The organism is Nitrincola nitratireducens (assembly GCF_000585235.1).
In the GTDB taxonomy this organism is placed as follows: Bacteria; Pseudomonadota; Gammaproteobacteria; order Pseudomonadales; family Balneatricaceae; genus Nitrincola; species Nitrincola alkalisediminis.
The window spans coordinates 100,158-121,295 of the sequence record NZ_AONB01000009.1 but is presented as its reverse complement, the minus strand read 5'-3'; the positions used below and the strand labels follow the sequence as shown (position 1 = coordinate 121,295).

General features: G+C 47.8%; 24 protein-coding genes. 4 read left to right on the top strand and 20 right to left on the bottom strand.

Features of this window, described 5'->3' with window-relative positions; all coding sequences use genetic code 11:
- Positions 1 to 3: 3 nt before the first annotated feature.
- The 13 genes from D791_RS09795 to D791_RS20165 all read right to left on the bottom strand — a co-directional run bounded on the left by D791_RS09795 (position 4) and on the right by D791_RS20165 (position 11,676).
- On the bottom strand, positions 4 to 2,007 hold the full coding sequence (locus D791_RS09795) for a diguanylate cyclase (protein ID WP_051514399.1): 2,004 nt from the start codon (positions 2,005 to 2,007) through the stop codon (positions 4 to 6).
- Between the two features lie 85 nt (positions 2,008 to 2,092).
- The gene (locus D791_RS09790; RefSeq protein WP_036510901.1) at positions 2,093 to 2,953 is read right to left on the bottom strand and encodes an urease accessory protein UreD; all 861 of its coding nucleotides are present in this window, start codon (positions 2,951 to 2,953) and stop codon (positions 2,093 to 2,095) included.
- Between the two features lie 47 nt (positions 2,954 to 3,000).
- Positions 3,001 to 3,621, bottom strand: a complete 621-nt coding sequence (ureG, locus tag D791_RS09785) for an urease accessory protein UreG (RefSeq protein WP_036510898.1) — start codon at positions 3,619 to 3,621, stop codon at positions 3,001 to 3,003.
- Positions 3,622 to 3,642: 21 nt separating this feature from the next.
- Positions 3,643 to 4,308, bottom strand: coding sequence for an urease accessory protein UreF (locus D791_RS09780; RefSeq protein ID WP_036510895.1), 666 nt, complete (start codon positions 4,306 to 4,308; stop codon positions 3,643 to 3,645).
- A 4-nt stretch (positions 4,309 to 4,312) separates the two neighbouring features.
- Complete coding sequence (locus D791_RS09775; RefSeq protein ID WP_036510892.1) at positions 4,313 to 4,870, bottom strand: HupE/UreJ family protein; 558 nt, start codon at positions 4,868 to 4,870, stop codon at positions 4,313 to 4,315.
- A 22-nt stretch (positions 4,871 to 4,892) separates the two neighbouring features.
- Positions 4,893 to 5,369: an urease accessory protein UreE gene (gene ureE / locus D791_RS09770; protein WP_036510889.1), complete on the bottom strand. Its 477-nt coding sequence runs from the start codon at positions 5,367 to 5,369 to the stop codon at positions 4,893 to 4,895.
- A 58-nt stretch (positions 5,370 to 5,427) separates the two neighbouring features.
- Positions 5,428 to 7,131, bottom strand: a complete 1,704-nt coding sequence (ureC, locus tag D791_RS09765; RefSeq protein ID WP_036510886.1) for an urease subunit alpha — start codon at positions 7,129 to 7,131, stop codon at positions 5,428 to 5,430.
- 17 nt (positions 7,132 to 7,148) lie between these two features.
- Positions 7,149 to 7,454 carry an urease subunit beta gene (locus D791_RS09760; protein ID WP_036510883.1) on the bottom strand — a complete coding sequence of 102 codons (306 nt, stop codon included), beginning with the start codon at positions 7,452 to 7,454 and terminating at the stop codon, positions 7,149 to 7,151.
- A 10-nt stretch (positions 7,455 to 7,464) separates the two neighbouring features.
- Complete coding sequence (ureA, locus tag D791_RS09755) at positions 7,465 to 7,767, bottom strand: urease subunit gamma (protein ID WP_036510880.1); 303 nt, start codon at positions 7,765 to 7,767, stop codon at positions 7,465 to 7,467.
- Positions 7,768 to 8,036: 269 nt separating this feature from the next.
- Complete coding sequence (gene trpB, locus D791_RS09750; protein ID WP_036510877.1) at positions 8,037 to 9,239, bottom strand: tryptophan synthase subunit beta; 1,203 nt, start codon at positions 9,237 to 9,239, stop codon at positions 8,037 to 8,039.
- A gap of 52 nt (positions 9,240 to 9,291) precedes the next feature.
- Positions 9,292 to 9,537: a hypothetical protein gene (locus D791_RS09745; protein ID WP_036510875.1), complete on the bottom strand. Its 246-nt coding sequence runs from the start codon at positions 9,535 to 9,537 to the stop codon at positions 9,292 to 9,294.
- Positions 9,538 to 10,028: 491 nt separating this feature from the next.
- Positions 10,029 to 11,483 (bottom strand): ATP-binding protein, encoded by a 1,455-nt coding sequence (locus tag D791_RS09740; RefSeq protein WP_036510872.1) that lies wholly within the window; start codon positions 11,481 to 11,483, stop codon positions 10,029 to 10,031.
- Complete coding sequence (locus tag D791_RS20165; protein ID WP_036510869.1) at positions 11,476 to 11,676, bottom strand: hypothetical protein; 201 nt, start codon at positions 11,674 to 11,676, stop codon at positions 11,476 to 11,478. Before D791_RS20165 ends, D791_RS09740 begins: the two co-directional genes overlap by 8 nt.
- Before the next feature lie 977 nt (positions 11,677 to 12,653).
- On the opposite strand from D791_RS20165, the gene D791_RS09730 reads away from it, so the two are divergent.
- Positions 12,654 to 12,866, top strand: a complete 213-nt coding sequence (locus D791_RS09730; RefSeq protein WP_036510865.1) for a hypothetical protein — start codon at positions 12,654 to 12,656, stop codon at positions 12,864 to 12,866.
- Here D791_RS09730 and D791_RS22035 read toward each other — a convergent pair.
- Positions 12,764 to 12,979: a DUF1016 N-terminal domain-containing protein gene (locus D791_RS22035; protein ID WP_081763818.1), complete on the bottom strand. Its 216-nt coding sequence runs from the start codon at positions 12,977 to 12,979 to the stop codon at positions 12,764 to 12,766. The genes D791_RS09730 and D791_RS22035 overlap by 103 nt on opposite strands.
- The gene (locus D791_RS20035; RefSeq protein ID WP_272944830.1) at positions 12,937 to 13,116 is read right to left on the bottom strand and encodes a type II toxin-antitoxin system HigB family toxin; all 180 of its coding nucleotides are present in this window, start codon (positions 13,114 to 13,116) and stop codon (positions 12,937 to 12,939) included. The genes D791_RS22035 and D791_RS20035 overlap by 43 nt, the downstream gene beginning before the upstream one ends.
- Before the next feature lie 109 nt (positions 13,117 to 13,225).
- Here D791_RS20035 and D791_RS09725 point away from each other — a divergent pair, with 109 nt between their 5' ends.
- From D791_RS09725 to D791_RS09715, 3 genes are all read left to right on the top strand, one after another.
- Positions 13,226 to 13,621, top strand: coding sequence for a GFA family protein (locus D791_RS09725; RefSeq protein ID WP_036510862.1), 396 nt, complete (start codon positions 13,226 to 13,228; stop codon positions 13,619 to 13,621).
- Between the two features lie 79 nt (positions 13,622 to 13,700).
- Positions 13,701 to 14,147: a GNAT family N-acetyltransferase gene (locus D791_RS09720; protein WP_202806850.1), complete on the top strand. Its 447-nt coding sequence runs from the start codon at positions 13,701 to 13,703 to the stop codon at positions 14,145 to 14,147.
- A 306-nt stretch (positions 14,148 to 14,453) separates the two neighbouring features.
- Positions 14,454 to 15,056 carry a CHAP domain-containing protein gene (locus D791_RS09715; RefSeq protein ID WP_036510857.1) on the top strand — a complete coding sequence of 201 codons (603 nt, stop codon included), beginning with the start codon at positions 14,454 to 14,456 and terminating at the stop codon, positions 15,054 to 15,056.
- Between the two features lie 173 nt (positions 15,057 to 15,229).
- Here D791_RS09715 and urtE read toward each other — a convergent pair whose 3' ends face one another.
- From urtE to urtA, 5 genes are all read right to left on the bottom strand, one after another.
- Positions 15,230 to 15,928 (bottom strand): urea ABC transporter ATP-binding subunit UrtE, encoded by a 699-nt coding sequence (gene urtE, locus D791_RS09710; protein ID WP_036510854.1) that lies wholly within the window; start codon positions 15,926 to 15,928, stop codon positions 15,230 to 15,232.
- Between the two features lie 2 nt (positions 15,929 to 15,930).
- Complete coding sequence (gene urtD, locus D791_RS09705) at positions 15,931 to 16,770, bottom strand: urea ABC transporter ATP-binding protein UrtD (RefSeq protein WP_036510852.1); 840 nt, start codon at positions 16,768 to 16,770, stop codon at positions 15,931 to 15,933.
- A complete protein-coding gene (urtC, locus tag D791_RS09700; protein ID WP_089503623.1) occupies positions 16,767 to 17,852 on the bottom strand; it encodes an urea ABC transporter permease subunit UrtC in 1,086 nt (361 codons plus the stop codon). The genes urtD and urtC overlap by 4 nt, the downstream gene beginning before the upstream one ends.
- Positions 17,853 to 17,855: 3 nt before the next feature.
- Positions 17,856 to 19,478: an urea ABC transporter permease subunit UrtB gene (gene urtB / locus D791_RS09695; protein ID WP_036510849.1), complete on the bottom strand. Its 1,623-nt coding sequence runs from the start codon at positions 19,476 to 19,478 to the stop codon at positions 17,856 to 17,858.
- Between the two features lie 74 nt (positions 19,479 to 19,552).
- Positions 19,553 to 20,836 (bottom strand): urea ABC transporter substrate-binding protein, encoded by a 1,284-nt coding sequence (gene urtA, locus D791_RS09690; protein WP_420329345.1) that lies wholly within the window; start codon positions 20,834 to 20,836, stop codon positions 19,553 to 19,555.
- Positions 20,837 to 21,138: the final 302 nt, after the last annotated feature.

The window sequence follows — 21,138 nt, the reverse complement described above, 5'->3', positions numbered from 1 at the left end:
TGTTCACAGGCGGTTTTGAGAATCCATTGACCTAGAGGAATGATCAGCCTGATTGCTCCGCTTGCGGAATAAAGTCTGAGGGTGGGATGACAACCCCTTCACGCACCCAGCGCACCAAGCTTCGTACCCGATGATTGAGCCATCTGCATCATGCTGCGATTGATAGTAGAGGCAGAACTCTTGGGCATCGAGCCCTTTGCGAATACCCGCCTCAAGTTCGGTGCGCTTATCCGCTTGCTCTTGCATTTCAAAATCAAAAAATCGAATCTGATTCCGTCCAGCTTTTTTGGCATCGTACATTGCCAGCTCTGCTTGTTTTAGGCCATCAACGGCACCCTTCTTCGCATCTGAAAAGAGCGAAACGCCCATGCTGATACTCGATATGTAGGCTTTGGAGTTAATCACGAAGGGTTCAGAACACGCATGTTTTACACGCACAAGGGCGCGTTGAATATGGTCTAAGATATTGATTGCTTGGGACGCGGTTAACTCGGCGATGATGACAAACTCATCTCCGCCAAAGCGGCCTAGGGTTTGGTTGGCGCGCAGCTGTTTTTTGATGTTTTTAGCGATATGTTTGAGGTATTGATCGCCCGTATCATGGCCAAAACTATCATTAAGGTCTCTAAAGTTGTCTAGGTCGATCATGACAATAAAGCCATGTATGGAAGGTTGATCCTCGGTTTTCAGGATCTTTGACAAATGCTCCACGATAAACTTTCGGTTGGGTAGGCCGGTGAGCAAGTCAAAGAAAATGAGCTGATGCACTTCTTCCTGATACTGAGTTTGCAATGTGATATCGGTTGAAATACCACATATGCCAGTGATTTCGCCCTTTTCATTTCGTAAAGGCGTTTTGATTGATAAAAACGTCACGGGGGTGTCTTCATTCTGGATACGATTCCGCTCCTCTTCGATGATTCGCTCTCCCTGCGTGAGCACACGTCGATCGAAGTCATGGATGCTGGCGGCGGTGTCTGCATCAAAAAAATCACACGCGGTTTTTCCAATAATGTCTGATTCCTTGGTTTGAAAACGTTGGCAAACAGATTTGCTAACATAGGTGTATCGGAATTCGTCATCCTTGATGTATACATAAGTGTCTAAGTTTTCAAGGATCACTGATAAGTGTTGATGAGTGGTCATCAGTGCGGATTTGAAGTGACGAGCTTGTTTGCGCAGACTTTTAATGAACCAACTGCTCAGGACTAAGACTGCAATCAGCACCGCTAAGGTGACCCATACACTCGTTGGAATAAAGGGCTGAATTTTGGCGGGTTTCCAGCCACTGATTACCTGATGATAAAAGGATTGCGGCGCGGCTTTCCACTCGCGCAACCAATGATCAATACGAGAGAGTGTTTGTGTATTTTGTGGCCATTGTGGATTCGCCGCGAAATACAGGCCTGTCGCGCCAAACATAATGCTGGTTTCTGTCATACCATAGGCATCGGCATGCAAACTGCCAAATAAATGGTTGGTCACTAACCCATCCACGCGTTGCTCTTTTACTGCATATAAACCTTCAACAAGGGTTTCCACTTCTAGCAGGTGAATGACGATACCAAATTCGTTCATCATTTGTTCTAGGTATCGTTGTTGCACAGAGCCTGCTAATACGGCTAGCTGCTTCTGGTTAAGATCGAGAATTGAATCGATCTGTTGCGATTGATGCTGAAACACCTGTGACCAGCTGTGTAAAACGGGTTCTTCGTGAAAGGCAAACAGAGCACGTCGTTCCGCGTTGGGTGCGACGTCTGGGAGCAGGTTGATTCGATTCTGTTGAAGAAGCGCTAAACAATCTTCCCACTGGCAGGCAACGGGCTCAATTGTCCACTGTTCTTGGCGAGCGATTTCGAGCAATAGATCGCCAAAAATACCTTTAACATCCCCTTGCTCAGATAAAAACAGTTTAGGTGGATTATGATAAACACCGAGTTTGATGGTGGAGGCCCAAGTGTTGGTCACGCCCAACAAGATTAGACAATAAGCGAGGTATTTAAGCATCTTCCAACCTGATCCATGTGTTTCACTCTCACTCAGTATAGTCTTTAATCATAAATCCTCTAATGATCTGGTGATTGTGGATTGATCAAGTGGCCCAAATACGGGGAATGCACGCAGGCTTTCCGATGATGTCGGGTCGTACCTCAGACCAGACTCGGGTCAGCAGCGCCATAAGCGCTTCTGTCTGATGGCCCAACACTCGAACCACCAATAACGAGTCCAATAAGGTCACAGCGCTGATCAGGTGCGTTTCGTTTTGCATGAGTGCTTGAACACTTGAGAGAAGAGCCTCAGACGCAGGATAGAGTAGCATCGTGGCTTGCATCGGGTAGCCGTGCATACCAGCAAGTGAGGATTGCTGAGAGTCTCCCTCACTTAACAGGTGTTCAATGAGTAAGGGTGCCCCATCGACTAACAGTTGGGTGGAGGCCATTAATTGACCCTGAGTAAATCGCTCGTGAATTACTGGCCGTCCCAGGCACATAATTTCCCAGCCGATGAATCGCGAATCAGGGTGCAGGTTTATCTGAGTGCTCATCCTGACCTGACTGTCGGGGAAAAAAATATTTTCCTGTGGAAACCATTCTAAGCAGGCACCTGCAGCAAGGTGCAAATGCTGACGATAGGTCGCTAGGCGTCCACCCGAACGATAGAACTTAGTCGCCCCTGGGGTGGTGATTAAGGTATGGGCCTTTTCTTCAACCTGTACGTGGACATCCAACTGATCGCTGCCAACCACTCCTCCTGGCGGATGTAGAAGGTAGGTGTGGCAGACGTCATTTTCAGGATAAAACGCGCGTTGAACGGATAAAGGGCCCTGACGCTGACAGCGAACTAAGCGTGTTTTCGCATATCGGTGGGCATAGGTAAGCTCGATCCGTGCTTTCCAGCCGGAGGAAACTTCCGACCTTGCCTCAGGAGCAGAAACTACGCTCAAGTCAGTCATGTTTAGGGCCTTTTCGGTGATATGAACATTTGGGTAAAAAGAGCGCTTTATTTTGCGTCTAACATGCCTTGTTTAATAACGAAATCAATTATAACGTCCAAGCCCGTACCGATTTTGAGGTTGGTGAAGACATAAGGACGGTTGGGACGCATACGTTGGGTATCCGCCTCCATTACTTCTAAGCTGGCACCTACATAAGGCGCAAGGTCGATTTTATTGATGACCAACAAGTCAGACTTCGTAATACCGGGGCCGCCTTTACGTGGGATTTTTTCACCTTCGGCAACGTCAATCACATAAATAGTAAGATCCGCCAGTTCTGGGCTGAAGGTGGCACTCAGGTTATCACCGCCACTTTCGACAAAGACAACATCCAGATCTTTGTGCAGTCTTGCCAACTCCTCTACAGCGGCTAAGTTCATCGAGGCATCTTCACGAATCGCCGTATGCGGACAGCCACCCGTTTCAACGCCGACAATGCGATCAGCGGGTAATGCTTCAGCACGGGTGAGTATTTTGGCGTCTTCTTGGGTGTAAATATCATTGGTGACCACGGCGATGCTATATTTATCACGAATGGCCTTACACAGCACTTCCAATAAGGCTGTTTTGCCAGAGCCCACTGGGCCGCCGACACCAATACGTAAAGGCGATTTGTAATCACTCATAATGCTTTCCTGATGGGTAAATTAAGAACGAAATAATCGGGTATATTGTGTTTCATGACGCGCACTCGCGATGGCCAGCGCAGGCGTCGAGCCCGCAACATGCTCATCAGTAATGCTTAAGGACAGTTCCACTAACTCAGGTAACTGCTCGGATAGGTCGAGGAGCACACGTTGCCCGCTGGTCTGGCCCAAGGGAACCAGCTTTACACCAGCCATCACCGAGTTTTCTAGCCAGCTCCAAAGATACCCTGTGCACAAATCCTCGATAGGAATTCGCCAATGGTGTGATGCCAAGGCCATTCCTGCTAGCTGAGTTATATCAATCGCGGGTTGGATATCGGGCGTAATCTCGATGCCCAGTGAGGGCAATAAAACGCCCAGTGCTTTACCACGTTGGCGCTCTTCGGCTCTGAGTTCCGAAGTTTCTCGGCTTGCATATAAATAGCGAGACCAGTGGAGGATTGATGTCACATCCTCATTGTCCATGGCATGGCGTAAGCGAATCAGCACGGGCAGCTCAAGGCGGGCCACACTCAAGTACAGCACGCCTTCTAGCCATTGTTGTAGGCTTGCTTGATCCTTGACCCAACCGGCTTCCACCGCCCACTCCAGTCCTTGCGAATAGGTGAATGCACCAATCGGCAAGGAGGGGCTAATGAGCTGATAAAGTCTTAGATGGGCCAGCATGGATTTAGCCCAATACTGCGATCAGAGCTGCGGCAGCCGCACTGCCCGCACCGAGCCACTTAGGCTGAAAGGTTTTACCCAAGGCAAAGCCCGTCGCCATGATGAAACTCGCCATGATTAACATGCCAGGCATGAAACTGAATACGCCTTCTGCGGGCATTTCAAGTCCATGCGCCCAGCCATGAAACATGACCAGCACTAATGAGGCGATCATGGGTAACCAGCCTTTCGCAGAGAAAAAAAGCGCGGCTGCGATCAGAAACATCGAAGCTAGAATAACCATCTCAATGCCTGCGCTAATCTGTGTGATTAAGCCTAATACGGCCCCAGCAAACAGAATGCCCAGCGTGCCAATGTATAGTTGCGTCCGCCCTTTGCGAGATTGCCAAGCGCCGAGCATGCCGATACCCAGCAACATGACGAGGTGATCTAGCCCTGTGAGTGGATGCAACAAGCCAGACGTGAATGCATGGCTTGCATGCTCATGGCCGGGATGGGCAAGCACCAAGGGTGACATGAGCATGAGTCCTAAGAGAGCGGGGACAGTATAGGTCGTTTTCATACGAGAGTCCTTTGCTGAGCAATTAATGAGAATGTGGCGTGTCGTCATGCGAATGCGCGTGGTGATGTCCACTGCTTTCACTGCTATAAGCTCCTGCTTCGGGTTCAAAGGGCTGTTGTTCACAAACAACGTCGGCCCCGAGTCCCCGCACCATATCGTCTAAGACATGATCATGTTGATAGCACACGAAACCTAATTCGATTTGCAAAGGAACATGACGATTGCCCAGATGATAGCTGACGCGAGCAAGTAACAAGGGGTCATCGGTGCTTACCTTTGATACCCACTCAGGAGATGCCTTGACTTCAATGATCTCGCCACACTCAGTGCGTAAGCGGTCCCCACCACGCAGAATTAATCCACGGGGTAAAAAAAGTCCGGCATCTCGCCCATCATCCAAGGTCACCTTAAGACGACTACGAATGCGTTGATCGATACTCAAGCTTAAGCTCGCTGAAGCCTGAGGCTGATCGTGCAGTTTTTCGGTGATACGTAACATAGTGTTTCCATCTCTTTATGCACTTTACTTTTTCTATGAAAAGTTTCTGTGAATTCTTTTAAAACAAGTAGTAACGCTGAGCCATTGGTAGCTCCGTCGCAGGCTCGCAAGTCAATAACTGACCATCGGCTCGCACCTCATAGGTTTGCGGATCCACATCAATTTTAGGTTGGTAAGCGTTATGGATCATCTTGTCTTTGGTTGCCGTTCGGCAGTTTTTAACCACACCGATCAAGCTTTGCAGGCCAAGCTTTTCAGGAATTCCTTCAGCAACCGCCGCTTGCGACAAAAATAGCATTGAGGTTTGCTGGCTTGCTTTACCGATTGCACCAAACATCGGCCTGAAATGCACAGGCTGAGGGGTGGGAATCGAAGCATTTGGATCGCCCATCGGTGCCATCGAAATCAATCCACCTTTGATGATAAGGCTGGGCTTTGTGGCAAAAAAAGCAGGCTTCCACAACACCAAATCTGCGAGTTTACCCACCTCAATCGAGCCCACCTCATGGCTGATACCATGTGCAATTGCAGGATTAATGGTGTATTTGGCGATGTAGCGTTTGATTCTGAAATTGTCGTTTTGCTCGGAGTCTTCTGGAAGAGGACCGCGTTGCACACGCATCTTGTGTGCAGTCTGCCAAGTCCGAGTAATCACTTCACCCACGCGCCCCATGGCTTGAGAGTCGGATGAAATCATCGAAAAAGCACCCAAATCATGCAGAATGTCTTCAGATGCGATGGTTTCACGGCGAATACGTGACTCGGCGAAGGCAACATCTTCGGCGATGGCCGGATCAAGATGGTGGCAGACCATCAACATATCCAAATGCTCATCGACCGTATTAATCGTATAGGGACGCGTGGGGTTGGTCGAAGAGGGCAGAACATTCGACTCACCGCAGGCTTTAATAATATCGGGCGCATGGCCACCGCCAGCACCTTCGGTGTGGTAGGTGTGAATCACACGGCCATTGATCGCGGCCAGGGTGGATTCAACAAAGCCAGACTCATTCAGCGTGTCGGTATGGATGGCCACTTGTATATCCATCTCATCCGCCACACTTAAGCAGCAATTGATGGCTGCCGGGGTTGTGCCCCAGTCTTCATGGAGCTTTAATCCCATTGCGCCCGCTTGAATTTGCTCGCGCAGCGCTTCAGGTAAGCTTGCATTGCCCTTGCCTAAAAAGCCGAGGTTGATGGGTAAGCTGTCACCTGCCTCCAGCATGCGATATATGTTCCAAGGCCCTGATGTACAGGTGGTGGCGTTGGTTCCCGTTGCAGGGCCCGTGCCGCCACCAATCATGGTGGTGACGCCTGAGCAAAGGGCTTCGTCAACCTGTTGTGGGCAGATAAAATGAATATGGGCATCAATGCCGCCAGCGGTGAGTATTTGGCCTTCTCCTGCGATTACCTCGGTGCCAGGGCCAACGACAATATCGACGCCGGGTTGGGTATCGGGATTGCCTGCTTTGCCGATGGCTTGAATGCGTCCATTCTTGATCCCGACGTCGGCTTTGACGATGCCCCAATGATCGATAATCAACGCATTTGTAATGACAAGATCGACGGTAAATTCAGACACCGATTGCGCTTGTCCCATGCCATCGCGAATGACTTTTCCGCCACCAAATTTGACTTCGTCACCATAGATGGTGAAGTCTTTTTCAACTTCCAGCCAAAGCTCGCTATCCGCTAGACGTAACTTGTCCCCCGTTGTGGGACCAAACATTTCCGCATAGGCTTGTCGTGAAATACTTGCCATTGAAGCCTCCCGTTGTCTTATAGACTGCCCATGATTTTGCCTTGAAATCCATACACCTTGCGCTCACCTGCATAGGCAACCAGTTCGACGGTGCGACTTTGCCCTGGCTCAAAACGCACCGCTGTGCCAGCGGCGATATTCAAGCGAAAGCCTCGTGTCTTTTCGCGATCAAATTGCAAGGCATCATTGGCTTCATAAAAATGATAATGAGACCCCAGTTGTATGGGACGATCGCCTGTATTTGCAACGCTTACGCTCAGGGTTTCGCGGCCAACATTCAACTCAATGTCACCAGGCAGGACTTTCATTTCACCCGGAATCATGTGCTACTCCTCAGACAATAGGATCATGGATAGTGACGAGCTTGGTCCCATCCGGAAAGGTCGCTTCAATCTGAACTTCAGGAATCATCTCGGCGATCCCGTCCATTACATCTTCGCGAGTTAGCAGGGTACGGCCGTAATCCATCAGTTCAGCAACTGTGCGTCCGTCTCTGGCACCCTCCATAATTGCGGCACTGATGTAAGCGATAGACTCAGGATAGTTGAGTTTTACTCCGCGTGCTTTGCGACGTTCGGCCACTAAAGCCGCGGTGAAAAGTAAAAGTTTGTCTTTCTCGCGGGGTGTTAATTCCATAACCTAGTCTCGGTTGAGGTCCGGCATCGGACGATTAATCAACGAGTCAAAAAGACTTGCTTAAGTATGCCTTTGATTTAGCAAAGAGCGTGCCATGACCCATGACGGCGCATCAGGCTCTTTCTGCTCTTTTTCGGTGCGAAAATTGCACCAAAATCATGCATTTAAAAATGTTCTTGATAGATTTTGGTGCGGTGTTTCTTTGCCAATGAGAGGGCGCTCATGTGAATTACTTTACAGCAAAGCAATCCACATAGGGTGTTGATAACTTAAAGCTTTAACAACTCGGCAACATAATCGGCATCTTTGTCGCCACGCCCGGAAATATTGATCAAAATGGTTTTGTCTTTACTTAAGGTCGGCGCAGTACGAATCGCCCAAGCAACCGCATGAGAGCTTTCAAGCGCTGGGATAATGCCTTCTACACGAGACAGCATCATATAGGCATCTAAACACTCTTGGTCCGTTGCTGTGGCATACTGCACACGGCCTAGGTCTTTTAAATAGGAGTGTTGGGGGCCAACGCCAGGGTAGTCTAACCCAGAGGCAATGGAATGAACGGGCATCGGCTCGCCGTCTTCAGTTTCTAAGACGTAGCACTTCATACCGTGAATTTGTCCTGGTTTACCAAGCGTTAGGGTCGCCGAATGTTGATCTGTATCCAGTCCTTTTCCTGCAGGTTCAACCCCAACCATTTGAACATCTTCATCGTTCAAAAACGCAGTAAAGAGGCCAATCGAATTACACCCGCCGCCAACACATGCGGTCAGATAGTCAGGCAACTTGCCAAAGCGGCTGAGGAACTGCTCTCTTGCTTCTTCACCTATGACGGATTGGAAGTCACGCACCATTTTTGGGAAGGGGTGAGGACCAACAACAGAACCAATGGCGTAGATGTAGTTTTGTGGGTCTTTTAAGTATTCTTCAAAGGCGCTGTCGACTGCATCCTTTAAGGTCGCGGTTCCGCGTGTCACAGGGATCAGCGTACAGCCTAGGATTTTCATTTTCACAACGTTGGGGTGTTCTTTTTCAATATCGACCTGTCCCATGTGAATTTCGCAGGGAATACCCACCAATGCACAGGCTGTTGCCAAAGCAACGCCATGTTGTCCTGCACCGGTTTCGGCAATCACTTTGGTTTTACCCATGTATTTCGCCAGTAAGGCTTCGCCTAAGCAGTGGTTAACCTTGTGTGCGCCAGTATGGTTTAAGTCTTCACGCTTCAAAAAGATTTGCGCCCCACCGAGTTTTTCGCTCAAACGACGTGCATGAAAGAGCGCACTTGGACGGCCAATGTAGTCTGCAAACAGTGTTTTTAACTCGTCTTGAAACTCGGGCATCTGTCGAATTTCTTCGTAGGCCTTGTCTATATCATTCATCACCGCTTGCAACTCGGGTGGAATAATCTGCCCACCGTATTCACCAAAATAGCCTTGAGCATCAGGCATGGGGCCAAATTCTAACTTACTCATGTACCTATCCTTTAAAAATTATAATAGCAGAGCGAGGGGCTCATGCTGTGAGTTAATCATCTTTAAATGAAGCGGGAAGAGCAAGCGTCTTGGTGAAATTATCCTTATGAATGTTGTGGCTAGTGGTGGGGGTGGGAGAAGGTTTTTTGCTTTGGAGTCTTCCACGCACAATGATTCGACCAGCGGTGAAAGAGACTTCTTCCCTGACCTGTGTGTTTAAATCCCAGCCTGCCTGCTCAAGTGCTGGGTTGATGAACTTAGTGCAAATATCCCGTTCCGTGAGCGATTTTTTGTCCATATCCACTATCTCGCGTTTGATGATTAGCGCTTGATTAAAAACAGTTTCGTCGTAGTTAAGAGTAACTCAATAGAAGGGATTTCTGAAGTGTGGGTGTGGATTAGCTGTTCAAAGACCAAAAGTATGAAGGTTATTATTGGCAATTCTTCAAATACGTAAGCGGTATTCGGTAGTTTGGTTTAATCCAGATGTATGGTTTTGTCGCAGGAATAATTCGGAACGCAATGCGTTCCAATTTAGGATTTTTTAGCTATTTAAACAGGCTTGAAGTGTTCAGTTTATGCAGTGCATAAACATCAAGTGGTGGCTCTTATCTGATAATTGAGTTGCCAAAAACTCAAAATTCATCCGAGCAATCAAAACCTGATCAAAACTTTCTGCATACGCTGATAATAATTAAATATTTGATAAATATGATTTATTTTTTTGTAACCGATCTGTGATTCATCCATTTCGTAGCCAAAATCAAAACCCAATCAAATCTTCCTAACCTAGGCCCAAAATGGAACATAACCTGAACGTGGCGCAGAAGGATCAGCAACTCGAATTAGCTTAGCTTCGATAGCTTGACGGATGACTGAAGAAGCCTGAGCCGCATTTTGAGGCTCAATTCCTAGCCGTTCTCTAAGCGTTGAATTAGTCAACTTTTCTCCAGATAGATACTTCAATGCTGCATGCTGGTAACAAGCCCTAACTCGTTCTTGAGGTGTCATATCTGCAAACCGGCGTGGAGCGTACAGTACCACTCGAACAGCATCACCTTCCTTGCGGAAATCCGGGGGAGGTAATTGGTGGAGCTCTACAGCAACGATCACTTTATCAATTCCAGTGCCTTGCTCTTCACACAATCTCATGCGCCGCATAAGAGCAGCCAGCGCCTCATTACGAGAGCGGGGCGGAAAATCAAGGAAGCGCTCAGGTTGTACTAAAGGTTGCCCTGGATTAGTAATCTCAATACGATCAGAGAACATTTCTACCAAAGGTCCTGCACCTGTAATGGTCATATCTTGATGAATCAATGCATTGGCTACGAGTTCACGAATAGCGATGGCTGGATACAAAGGCCGCTCTTCTCTAAAGGCCTTTCCTATGAATTCATTGCGTGGCATCAGCCCATCAATGTGATCGATCAGCCCGGTAAATCCTGTCGCGTAACCTTTTTGTCCATCCTGTCGATGTGTAACCGTATCGGCACGGCTTAAACCATCATAGGCAACGAAGCGAACCGCCTTCCGTGCTAATGAAGGAGAAAAGTCGGCCAGACGCTTTGCAAACAAAATCGCTCCTAGATTGGTGACATTCCAGCGTCCACCCACATCTTCCTGTATCAGATGGTCTGCCCGAAGCTTGTCGAATATGCCTGCTCTATTATCTGGCAAGGGCTGTCCGGTTAGTTCAAAGTACACGGTATAGTCCAGACGGCTAAGCACATCATCACTGCTCAAGAATTGGGCGGCTAGAGCACTCTCCCAAGTATAGGGCTGTAGTTTTGTCCATAATGCTTTTAGGCGTTCAGGATGATCAGACAAACGAGGTGTTGCACTACCGATGCGGATATAGGCTTGGCGATCAAATTCTACTGGGCTGTTGTTAGCTGCGGGCACCTCTAAAAGTACTAGACGTGAGCCTCGGTAATCCACCTCTGAAAAATTGAAAGCTATTGCTGGCTGTAGGTGCTGTGAAAGCCACATCTCAAGCGGTTGATTATTTTGTTTTTGGCTTGAGGGTTCAAAATAAGTGCCTATTGCCTGGTGATCGGCATCTCTTATTCCCCAGAGCATATAAGCAAAGTGTTTGTCGACTAACCTAGCTGAATTCGACAATGCTGAGATCCGCTTACCTATCATCTCTGCATCTGAATTGTTCTCCTTGAACTCAACCCATGTGGTCTCAGCTGGTAGGGCAAGTAATTCATCAATCAACGCCAAAGTACGAGTATCAGTCACGGCTTAAAATCTCAATATTTATTGATGTTGATGATGGTTTCAGAAGCTTTAAATTAACGTTTCTCATTGTAAGGCTCTCTGCTTTTTTACTATTCATAGTTGGGTTTGTTGTCATTTCAGTGTAAAGATCGGACAGCTTTTCCAAACGTTCAGTATTGTTTCTGAACCAGCGGCCAATGAAGATACGCTCCAAAACCTCATCCTTTTGCTCGTCAGCTTGTCTGACATTGATTCTGGATTATAGAGATCGGCAGCGCTTCTGGCACGCTTAATACGCTCTCCTGTCATATCGATCTCGGTTTATGCAAAATAAAAACTATTCATAATTGTAAGCTGGGTAAGCAAGTTTCACTAGCTGCTAAGATCGGTATAGCAACTGTCAAGTAATCCTTGATAGTTGAGATCGCCAGTTCAATGAACTTACAGTCATTTATCAAGGATTGCTCTACAACTGACCACGTTAACACAAATTATTTAAGCCTAAGCTATCAGCTTAGGGGGTACTTCACAATTTTGTACTAAGGTTACTCGTTTCCAATCAGTTAGCGCAATGGCGTCGTGAATTCGCGGCTGAAGGTGTGAAAGGCCTTTAAAAGTCACAGCCAGGACCAGCAGCGAGTCAGACCCCAGAACAAAAACGGATAGAACAGCTGGAGAAAGAAAATGCACGTCTTCGACATCAGCTCGACGTAAAAGACAGCTGTATCATGCTCCAAAAAAAACGATGGCTTTAGTCGAAGCCTTGGAGCAAGGGAACGACTCATGATGCTTGTTCAAGAAAGCGTGGTGAGTATTTATCTCTCTATGTCGTGATGGATCTGTTTAGCCGTTACATTGTAGCTTGGATGCTTTCACGTAAAGAGAAAAGCGCACTCGCTTCACAACTCATTCAAGAAGCGTCTGATCGTTATAGGATTGAGGCAATCTGCTGGAGCTTGACATAAATAGTGTGCCGTCTAGTAATACGATACTTTTTGATGAAATGTAAAGCTATGGAATAGTTTTGCCGAATGCACAGGGAAAGGCAGTGTGGAATTGACTGCTCCCAACCATCAATTACTCCCATTCCTTTAAGATCCAGACCAAAATGAATGAAACAGAGTAGGCTGTTGACTCATGTTGCAAGCTGTTATATTTCATTTAGGCTTCTGCTAAAGAGGAGGTGCCATCATGGCAACAACATCGTTTGACAAGTGCTTTGTGGTCACAGATCAGGAATCTATTGAGCGCATTTATTATGACTTGGCGCACCCTCGCTTGATCAAGGTCGCCAAGTGCGACTACAAGGCCGAAAGCGCGAAGGGATTAAAGTTATTAAAACAACGATTGTCCAAGTCGGAGACCTTTTGGGTCTCATCTTCTACACGCAATAAACGACGGTAGTGTGTCCAGCTTAATTTGGAACTCAGTGCGTTCCAAATTGGAAAAATTTGATAAAGACTGCGCGTATAATCTAAGTTTCTGGCCTCAAAGCCTTTACCAAATTCAGCAGACAGTTGCTTTGATAGGTGTGTAACTCAGTGCCATATTCAGCACGGTTTTCAGCGTGAGTACCAACCCATTCAATCATTGCGTTACCCTTTTGATAGTGCACCTTGACGACAAGCCGAAAATGATTGCGCTTGAATTGGATAAAGCACCCAGTAAATAGTATAAAAGCAAAAAACTATAGGTTCCCAGTAGAAAAAATATATCTAAATTGGGCCTTTTGAGACGCTCATCAACTCTATAAGGAGATATTTGTGAAAGGAAGTTGCTTGTGTGGAACGATAGAATATGAGATTACCTCACTTGATATGCCAATCATTTTTTGCCACTGCAAAACCTGTCGAAAAGCACATGCTGCACCTTTCGCGCCGACCGCTGGTGTGCTGAGAGAGAACTTTCGATGGTTGCGCGGAGAGAATAAGCTTTCGAGCTTTGAGTCCAGCCCTGGAAAAATACGGCATTTTTGTTCGGTCTGTGGCACTCATTTAGTCGCAGAAAGGCCTGGCCAACCGCACGTTATTCTGCGGGTTGCTACCTTGGATGAGGATCCAGGCTTAAAACCAGAAGCGCATATTTGGACCGATCATGATGTGGAGTGGCTGGAGTATGAAGGTATCCCCAGTTATAAAGAGTGGCAGCCAGGTCGTTGATTGATGCATTTAATAAAGCAAAAGCACCAAGTAATGCAGGCCTAGATGCAGTTAAATTTACCGACAAGAGAGGTATTAAGTGATTATAAGGAAAATGGAAGAGACGGATCTTGAAGCCGTAAGTGCGATTTGCATTGCATCTTTTACTCGCTCTGTCGCAGATAGCTTGTCTGAGCAAGGGATTGCAACCTTCACAAGCATTGCAGCCAGTGACGCATTCTTAGCAAGAATGAATGGCGATAACATGATGCTAGTCGCAGAAAGGAGTGGGGAAGTTCAGGGTGTAATTGAGCTCAAAGAAGGACGGCATGTTGCAATGCTATTCATTTGTCCTGATCACCAGAAGAAAGGGATCGGTAAGGCTTTGCTGGCAGCAGCTTTAAAGCATGCAAGAGCTGAAACCGTAACGGTAAGAGCTTCTTTGTCTTCGGTTCCTGCATACATAAAGTATGGTTTCAAATGCAGTGGCGACATAGGCGAGTTTGCGGGTTTGGTTTATCAGCCTATGGAAATAGCGCTTAAGTAAATGCAGTTGACCGCTAATGAGTCCAGCTGAATTCGGGACGCAGTGCGTCTCGAATTGAAAAGGTTTGATAAAAACGGCGCATATAATGCACCATTCTAACTTCAAGACCTTTGCCAATACTGCAATGATTAGAATCCTGCCAGCTTGTTTGGTATCATCATCTGGGTGTCCGCACGCAGGTAAAAACTCTGGTTACCTGCTATTTTCGATACATAATTGACCCATGTAAACTTAACAAAAATGCGACACGGGTTTTGCTCCTTTGTCTGGGGCCTAGTCTGTTGCTTAATCAAAGATGAGATAGGAATGCATCGCACAATAAAAATAGCAGGAAGCTTGCTGGTCGTCGCCGCAGTTGTATTTGGCGCTTATCAGCTTATTACCCGTACGCCAATTGCTAGCAGTATTTCACCGGGTACGCAGATTGATGAATTAAATGGCGTGGGTATTTACTATAACGGCGGGGTCAACCAGTCTTACGGTAGAAATTTAACGGCTTCCGGCTATAACCTTGGCATCAAGTACCAGTGTATTGAGTTTGTAAAGCGCTATTACTATGAGAGGTTCGACCATCAGATGCCGGATTCTTATGGTCACGCCAAAACATTCTTTGATCAAAACTTGCCGGATGGCGCTTTAAACAAACAGCGGGCTTTGCTGCAATACCGAAACGGAGGCACTAGCATGCCTGCCCCAGACGATATTATCGTGTATGCTCCGTCGCTGTTTAATCCCTATGGTCATGTGGCTATTGTCGCGCAAGTAAACGCGTATGCTGTGATTATTGCGCAGCAAAATGCGGGACCCATTTACTCGTCCAGAGAAGCCATTCCTCTTGTGCGTCAAGGTAGCAACTACCGAGTGGACAATAACAGGGTGTTGGGTTGGTTGCGTTTACCTGATCAATAAGCCCTCAGCCATCCAGCATGACTTGACTGATGATTTTGAGTCCAGGCTAACACCTTTATAAAAACTCAAACCATAAAACACATACGAGCCGTATTGAGTACAGGACAAGGAAATCGCCCAGTACTCAATCGACTCTAAATCAACAGTCTGCAAAGCGCGTATCCGCTAACCCTTTACACCGTCAAATACTGCTTAATCAATGCCTCGTCTAGCGTTGGCATATCGCCTTCAGCCACCTTGCGCCCACGGTCGAGAATGCAGAAGCGATCTCCAACTTTACGGGCAAAGGGCAGTTTTTGCTCGACCAGTAATACTGTGAGTCCCATTTCACGATTGAGCTTGCGAATGATATCGCCGATTTCCTGCACCACGTTTGGCTGTATCCCTTCCGTCGGCTCATCGAGAATCAGAAGTTTAGGGTTCACCACTAACGCACGACCGATGGCGAGCTGTTGCTGTTGCCCGCCGGATAAATCGCCGCCACGACGGTTCATCATCTGTGCCAGAACGGGAAAGAGGTCAAAGATATAATCGGGAATTTTGCGCTGCCCGCGTGGCAATACAGGCAACCCGATTTGTAGATTTTCTTCCACGGTCATGAGTGGAAAAATCTGCCGTCCTTGAGGCACATAGCCGACCCCTAAACGAGGGCGTTGTTCGACTGAGACTTTCACCAAGTCATGTTCACCTGCGAGTACAATGCTACCGGTTTTGACTTTCTGATGGCCCATAATGCATTGCAGCAGAGTGGTTTTACCCACGCCATTGCGACCCATTAATACGGTGCATTGCCCCTCGGGAATCTGCATGTCGACATCCCAGAGGGTATGACTTTGACCGTAAAATTGATTAAGTCCCTGAATTTTAATCATGTTTATTCTCCCAGATAGACTTCAATCACTTTGCGGTTATTCTGAACTTGATCCATGCTGCCCTCAGCCAACACGCTGCCTTGATGCAACACCGTCACGGTACGATCTTTGCCCGCTAAGTGACGAACAAAGTCCATATCATGCTCGACTACGACCACTGAGTGCTTACCCGAGAGCGAAATCAGCAGCTCCGCTGTGCGGTCCATTTCTTGATGCGTCATCCCCGCAACGGGTTCGTCGACCAACAAGAGGCGAGGGCGTTGCATCAGTAGCATGCCAATTTCCAGCCACTGTTTTTGACCATGAGAAAGGCTGCCCGCTTGCAAGAGGGTTTGCTCTTTTAAGCCAATAATCTCCAACACTTCATCAATGCGATCACTCTGTTCACCCGTTAAGCGCGCGGTCAGAATACTAAACACTTTACGCTCTTCAGGCATAGACAGAAGCAGGTTGTCACGCACACTCAAAAACTCAAATACGGTGGGTTTTTGGAATTTACGGCCAATGCCTGCTTGGGCAATGGCTGGCTCATCCATCTCCAATAGGTTAATGGTTTGCCCAAACCAGGCAGACCCCGTATCGGGTTTGGTTTTACCTGTAATGATGTCCATCATCGTGGTTTTACCCGCGCCATTGGGACCGATAATGCAGCGTAACTCACCGTCATTGATGTAGAGGTTCAGGTTATTAATGGCTTTAAAACCATCAAAACTGACTGATAAGCCTTCCAAGTAGAGCAGGACGTTTTTGCTGACGTTCAGTGTGGGTGCTTGTTGAGTGTGCATGAACGAGAAGACACGGTTTTTGTCTTTTATTTCATCGAGTAAGCGTGCTTGGCTCATACGCTGGCCTCCTTACGACGAAACAGACCGGCAATCCCCTTGGGTAAAAACAAGGTGACTAGCACGAAAATAGCGCCCAATGCGAATAACCAGACATCTGGTAATTCGGTGGTGAACCAGGTTTTGGCGTAGTTAATAAACAAAGCACCCGCAACCGCACCGTAGAGTGTTGCACGGCCACCGACAGCGACCCAGACCACAATTTCAATTGAGTTTAGTGGTGAAAACTCGTTCGGATTGATAATGCCGACTTGCGGAACATACAACGCGCCCGCAACCCCAGCAATCATGGCTGATAGGGTGAATACCCACAGCTTGACGTTTTCAACACGGTAGCCCAAAAAGCGTGCACGCGATTCTGCATCGCGCACGGCAACACAGACCTTGCCCAGTCGGCTTTGGATGACGGCACGACTGATTAAATAGCCCAGTGCTAAGGCAACCGCTGAGGCGACAAATAACCCAACTTTGGTTTCTCGCGCTTGCAAGCTAAAGCCTAAAATATCTTTAAAGTCCGTTAAGCCATTATTGCCACCAAAGCCCATTTCATTGCGGAAAAAAGCCAACATCAGGGCGAAGGTTAAGGCTTGCGTGATAATGGATAAATAGACGCCAGATACGCGCGAACGAAAGGCCAAGGCACCAAAAATAAACGCCAATAGGCCAGGCACCAGTATGATCAGGATGGCTGCGAACCAAAATTGATCTAAGCCCGTCCAGTACCAAGGCAAGCTGTCCCAGTTCAAGAACACCATGAAGTCTGGGAGCTCGGGATGTCCGTAGACTCCCCGCTCGCCGATCTGACGCATCAGATACATACCCATGACATAGCCACCGAGCGCAAAGAACGCCCCATGACCTAGCGTTAAGATACCAAGGTAGCCCCAGACTAAATCAACGGACAGTGCCAAGAGTGCTAAGGTCAAGTATTTGCCGAGCAGGGCCACCGTGTAGGTGGGAATATGCAAGGCATGATCAGGGGGTAAGGCATTGAGCATGGGGACTGCAATAATGGCAATCGCCAGTAGCAGTAGCAATATCTGCCCACCCCGATCTTCTTTAATCAGATTCCATAACATCATGGCTTAACCCTCTGCCGCACGACCGCGTTGCGGAAAGAGTCCGCGCGGTTTTTTCTGGATAAAGAGAATAATGAAGACGAGGACTAAAATCTTAGCCAATACCGCACCCGCCCAAGGCTCCATAATTTTGTTGGCAACGCCCAGTGTCATCCCTGCGACCAGTGTTCCCCAAATATTGCCGACACCGCCAAAGACCACCACCATAAAGGAGTCGATAATGTAGGCTTGTCCTAGGTTGGGTCCGACGTTGGTGATTTGTGATAGCGCCACGCCTGCAATGCCAGCAACCCCTGAGCCTAAGCCAAAGGTCATCATATCGACACGTTCGGAGCGGACGCCCATGGCACGCGCCATTGCACGGTTTTGAGACACGGCACGGACCTGCAAACCTAAGGCTGTGCGTTTCAGAATCATTAAGAGCGCGAAGAAAACCAATAAGCAAAAAATAATGATGTACAAACGGTTGAGGGTGATGGCGAACACTGGGTTAAATTCCAGCATGCCACTCATCCACGAAGGTGTTTCGACGGTTTTATTCAAGGGTGAGAAAATGGTGCGCACAGCCTGTTGCAGAACAAGGCTGATACCAAAGGTTGCCAGCAGTGTCTCTAATGGACGGCCATATAAAAAGCGTATGACGCCACGTTCAATGGCAATACCCACAAGACCGGATACGACAAAGGCCGCGGGTATGGCAACCAAAACAGACAGACCGATGTGGTTAGGCATTAACTGTTGAATAACAAAAGTGGTGTAAGCACCAATCATGATTAACTCGCCATGGGCCATGTTAATCACGCCCATCACACCAAAGGTGATTGCTAAGCCAATAGCGGCGAGGACTAGGACAGAGCCTAGGCTAAGTCCGAAGTAAACGGTTTCGAGGCCTTTGTAAAATTTGATCTTTTGTTCAATGCCAATCAGCCCTTTTTCCGCCAATTCTTTTAAGGAAGCATTCTCGGTTTGGCTGACAAATTGGTTTAAGGCGTTGCGCGCACGCGGTTCTAACGAAGCGGCTAAGGTGTCAATGGCATCTCGCTGAGCGGCTTCATCTGTCTGTGTGAGGGTGTCAATGGCAATCGCAACCGCCATCAGATCACGGACTTTGTCATTTGTTTCTGAGGTGTAGGCCGCACGAATCAGACTTAGGGCTTCTGGATCTGGATCGCCCATCATTTGTCGTACCGCTTTGATTCGAGTTTTGCTGGAGTCTGCTGTTAAGCCTGTTTGAGCCATGACTCGGCGAATCTGCGTGCGTTGTGCATTGTTGAGGGCAACACGGCGAAAATCCCGAGGGCGCTCAATGACAACATCACGTTCATCCAGAAAATGTAAGGCGCTTTGTCCCGCCTCGGCACGATCCACTAAATAAAGTTGGTTATCCGTGCGGTTAAAAAAGAACTTGCCCTCTAGCAGTAAACCGTAAATATCGAAGGCCAATTCATGTTGTGACTGTGTCAAAAGCTCAATGGCTTTTGTTCGGTCTTGGTTATTCGATGAGATCAACAGCGTCTGCAACTCAAGAAGCACAGGGTCGTCAGATTTGGCAAATGCAGGTTGTACAGCACAGAGCAGGAGAACCAGCAGGCCTAAAGCGCACATTAGGTGCTTAATCCGGCTTTTCATAATTGAATATCCCAGAAAAGTGGAGCGAGAAGTCGCTGCATGCAGAGGTTGCATGCAGCGAAGTACACTTGCGATTATTCGAAGTTCTGACCTGAGCAGGTTTTGGTGACTACGTTGTAGTTACCGCACGAGAGAGGCTTGCGCCAATCTGAAATAATATCTTTAGAACCTTCTAAGAAGTCAGACCACGCATCGCCAACAACGGTGCTAGGCGTTTGCCAAACCACTTCAAACTGACCATCGGACTGGATTTCACCGATAAAGACAGGTTTGGTGATGTGATGGTTTGGCATCATCGCCGCATAGCCACCCGTCAAATTGGGCACTGTGACACCGATGATGGCTTCTTGGACGGCTGATGGATCCGTCGTGCCTGCTTTGTTTACCGCTTCAACCCACATGTTAAAGCCGATGTAGTGCGCTTCCATTGGGTCATTGGTTACGCGGTTGGTGTCACCCGTAAACGCATGCCAAGTATCGATAAACTCGTCATTCGCCTCGGTGTCGATGCTCATGAAGTAGTTCCAAGCTGCCAAGTGCCCGACCAGAGGCGCGGTATCAATACCGGACAGTTCTTCTTCACCAACAGAGAAGGCAATGACTGGGATATCTTCTGCAGAGACGCCTTGCGCACCTAACTCACGGTAGAAGGGTACGTTTGCGTCACCGTTAATGGTGGATACAACGGCTGTTTTCTTGCCTTCACCACCAAAGCGACGTATGTCAGAAACGATGGTCTGCCAATCAGAATGACCGAACGGCGTGTAGTTAATCATGATGTCCGCTTCTGCAACCCCTTTGGATTTCAAGTAGGCTTCAAGAATGCGGTTGGTGGTGCGTGGGTAGACATAATCGGTCCCAGCCAGTACCCAGCGCTCAATACCCAGCTCATTCATTAAGTAGTCAACAGCAGGGATGGCTTGTTGGTTAGGTGCGGCACCTGTATAGAAAACGTTTTTAGACGACTCTTCACCTTCGTACTGAACGGGGTAAAACAACAGTCCGTTAAGCTCTTCAACAACGGGTAAAACAGATTTACGTGAAACAGATGTCCATGCACCAAAAATAGCCGCGACTTTATCACGCTCAAGCAGCTCACGTGCACGCTCTGCGAACAGTGGCCAATCCGACGCAGGGTCCACTACAACGGCTTCTAACTGTTTGCCTAAAACGCCACCTTGCTTGTTTTGCTCTTCAATCAGCATCAGCATGGTGTCTTTCAGTGTGGTTTCACTGATAGCCATGGTGCCGGATAGTGAGTGCAATACGCCGACTTTAATAGTGTCGGAGGCTTGAGCGGTGATTGCCGCAATTGACAGAGCGAGAGCACAGGTTGCAGTGGCCAGTTTCTTGTTCATCTGTTTCATCGGTCAAATCCTATCTGGTTTAAGGTTTGCTGTGATACAGCATTAAGTGTGCCAATTCTTCAAACCCCCTGTAATTGAAGGTTGTGAACCTGATTAAGGTGTGCAGGAGGGGGATGTTGATAAAGAGGCTTGCCCTGTGTTGGTGCGAAAAAGATTTTAATGGCGCTCGATAATAGGGCGAGGCTTGCTCTGGCTAATTCTAGAGACTAAGGTACAAGGGGTAGAGTAAGTCTTTGATGAGCATGGTGTATTTAAAATGTCCGTATTTCGATAAGGCTTTTGGGTGTACTTTT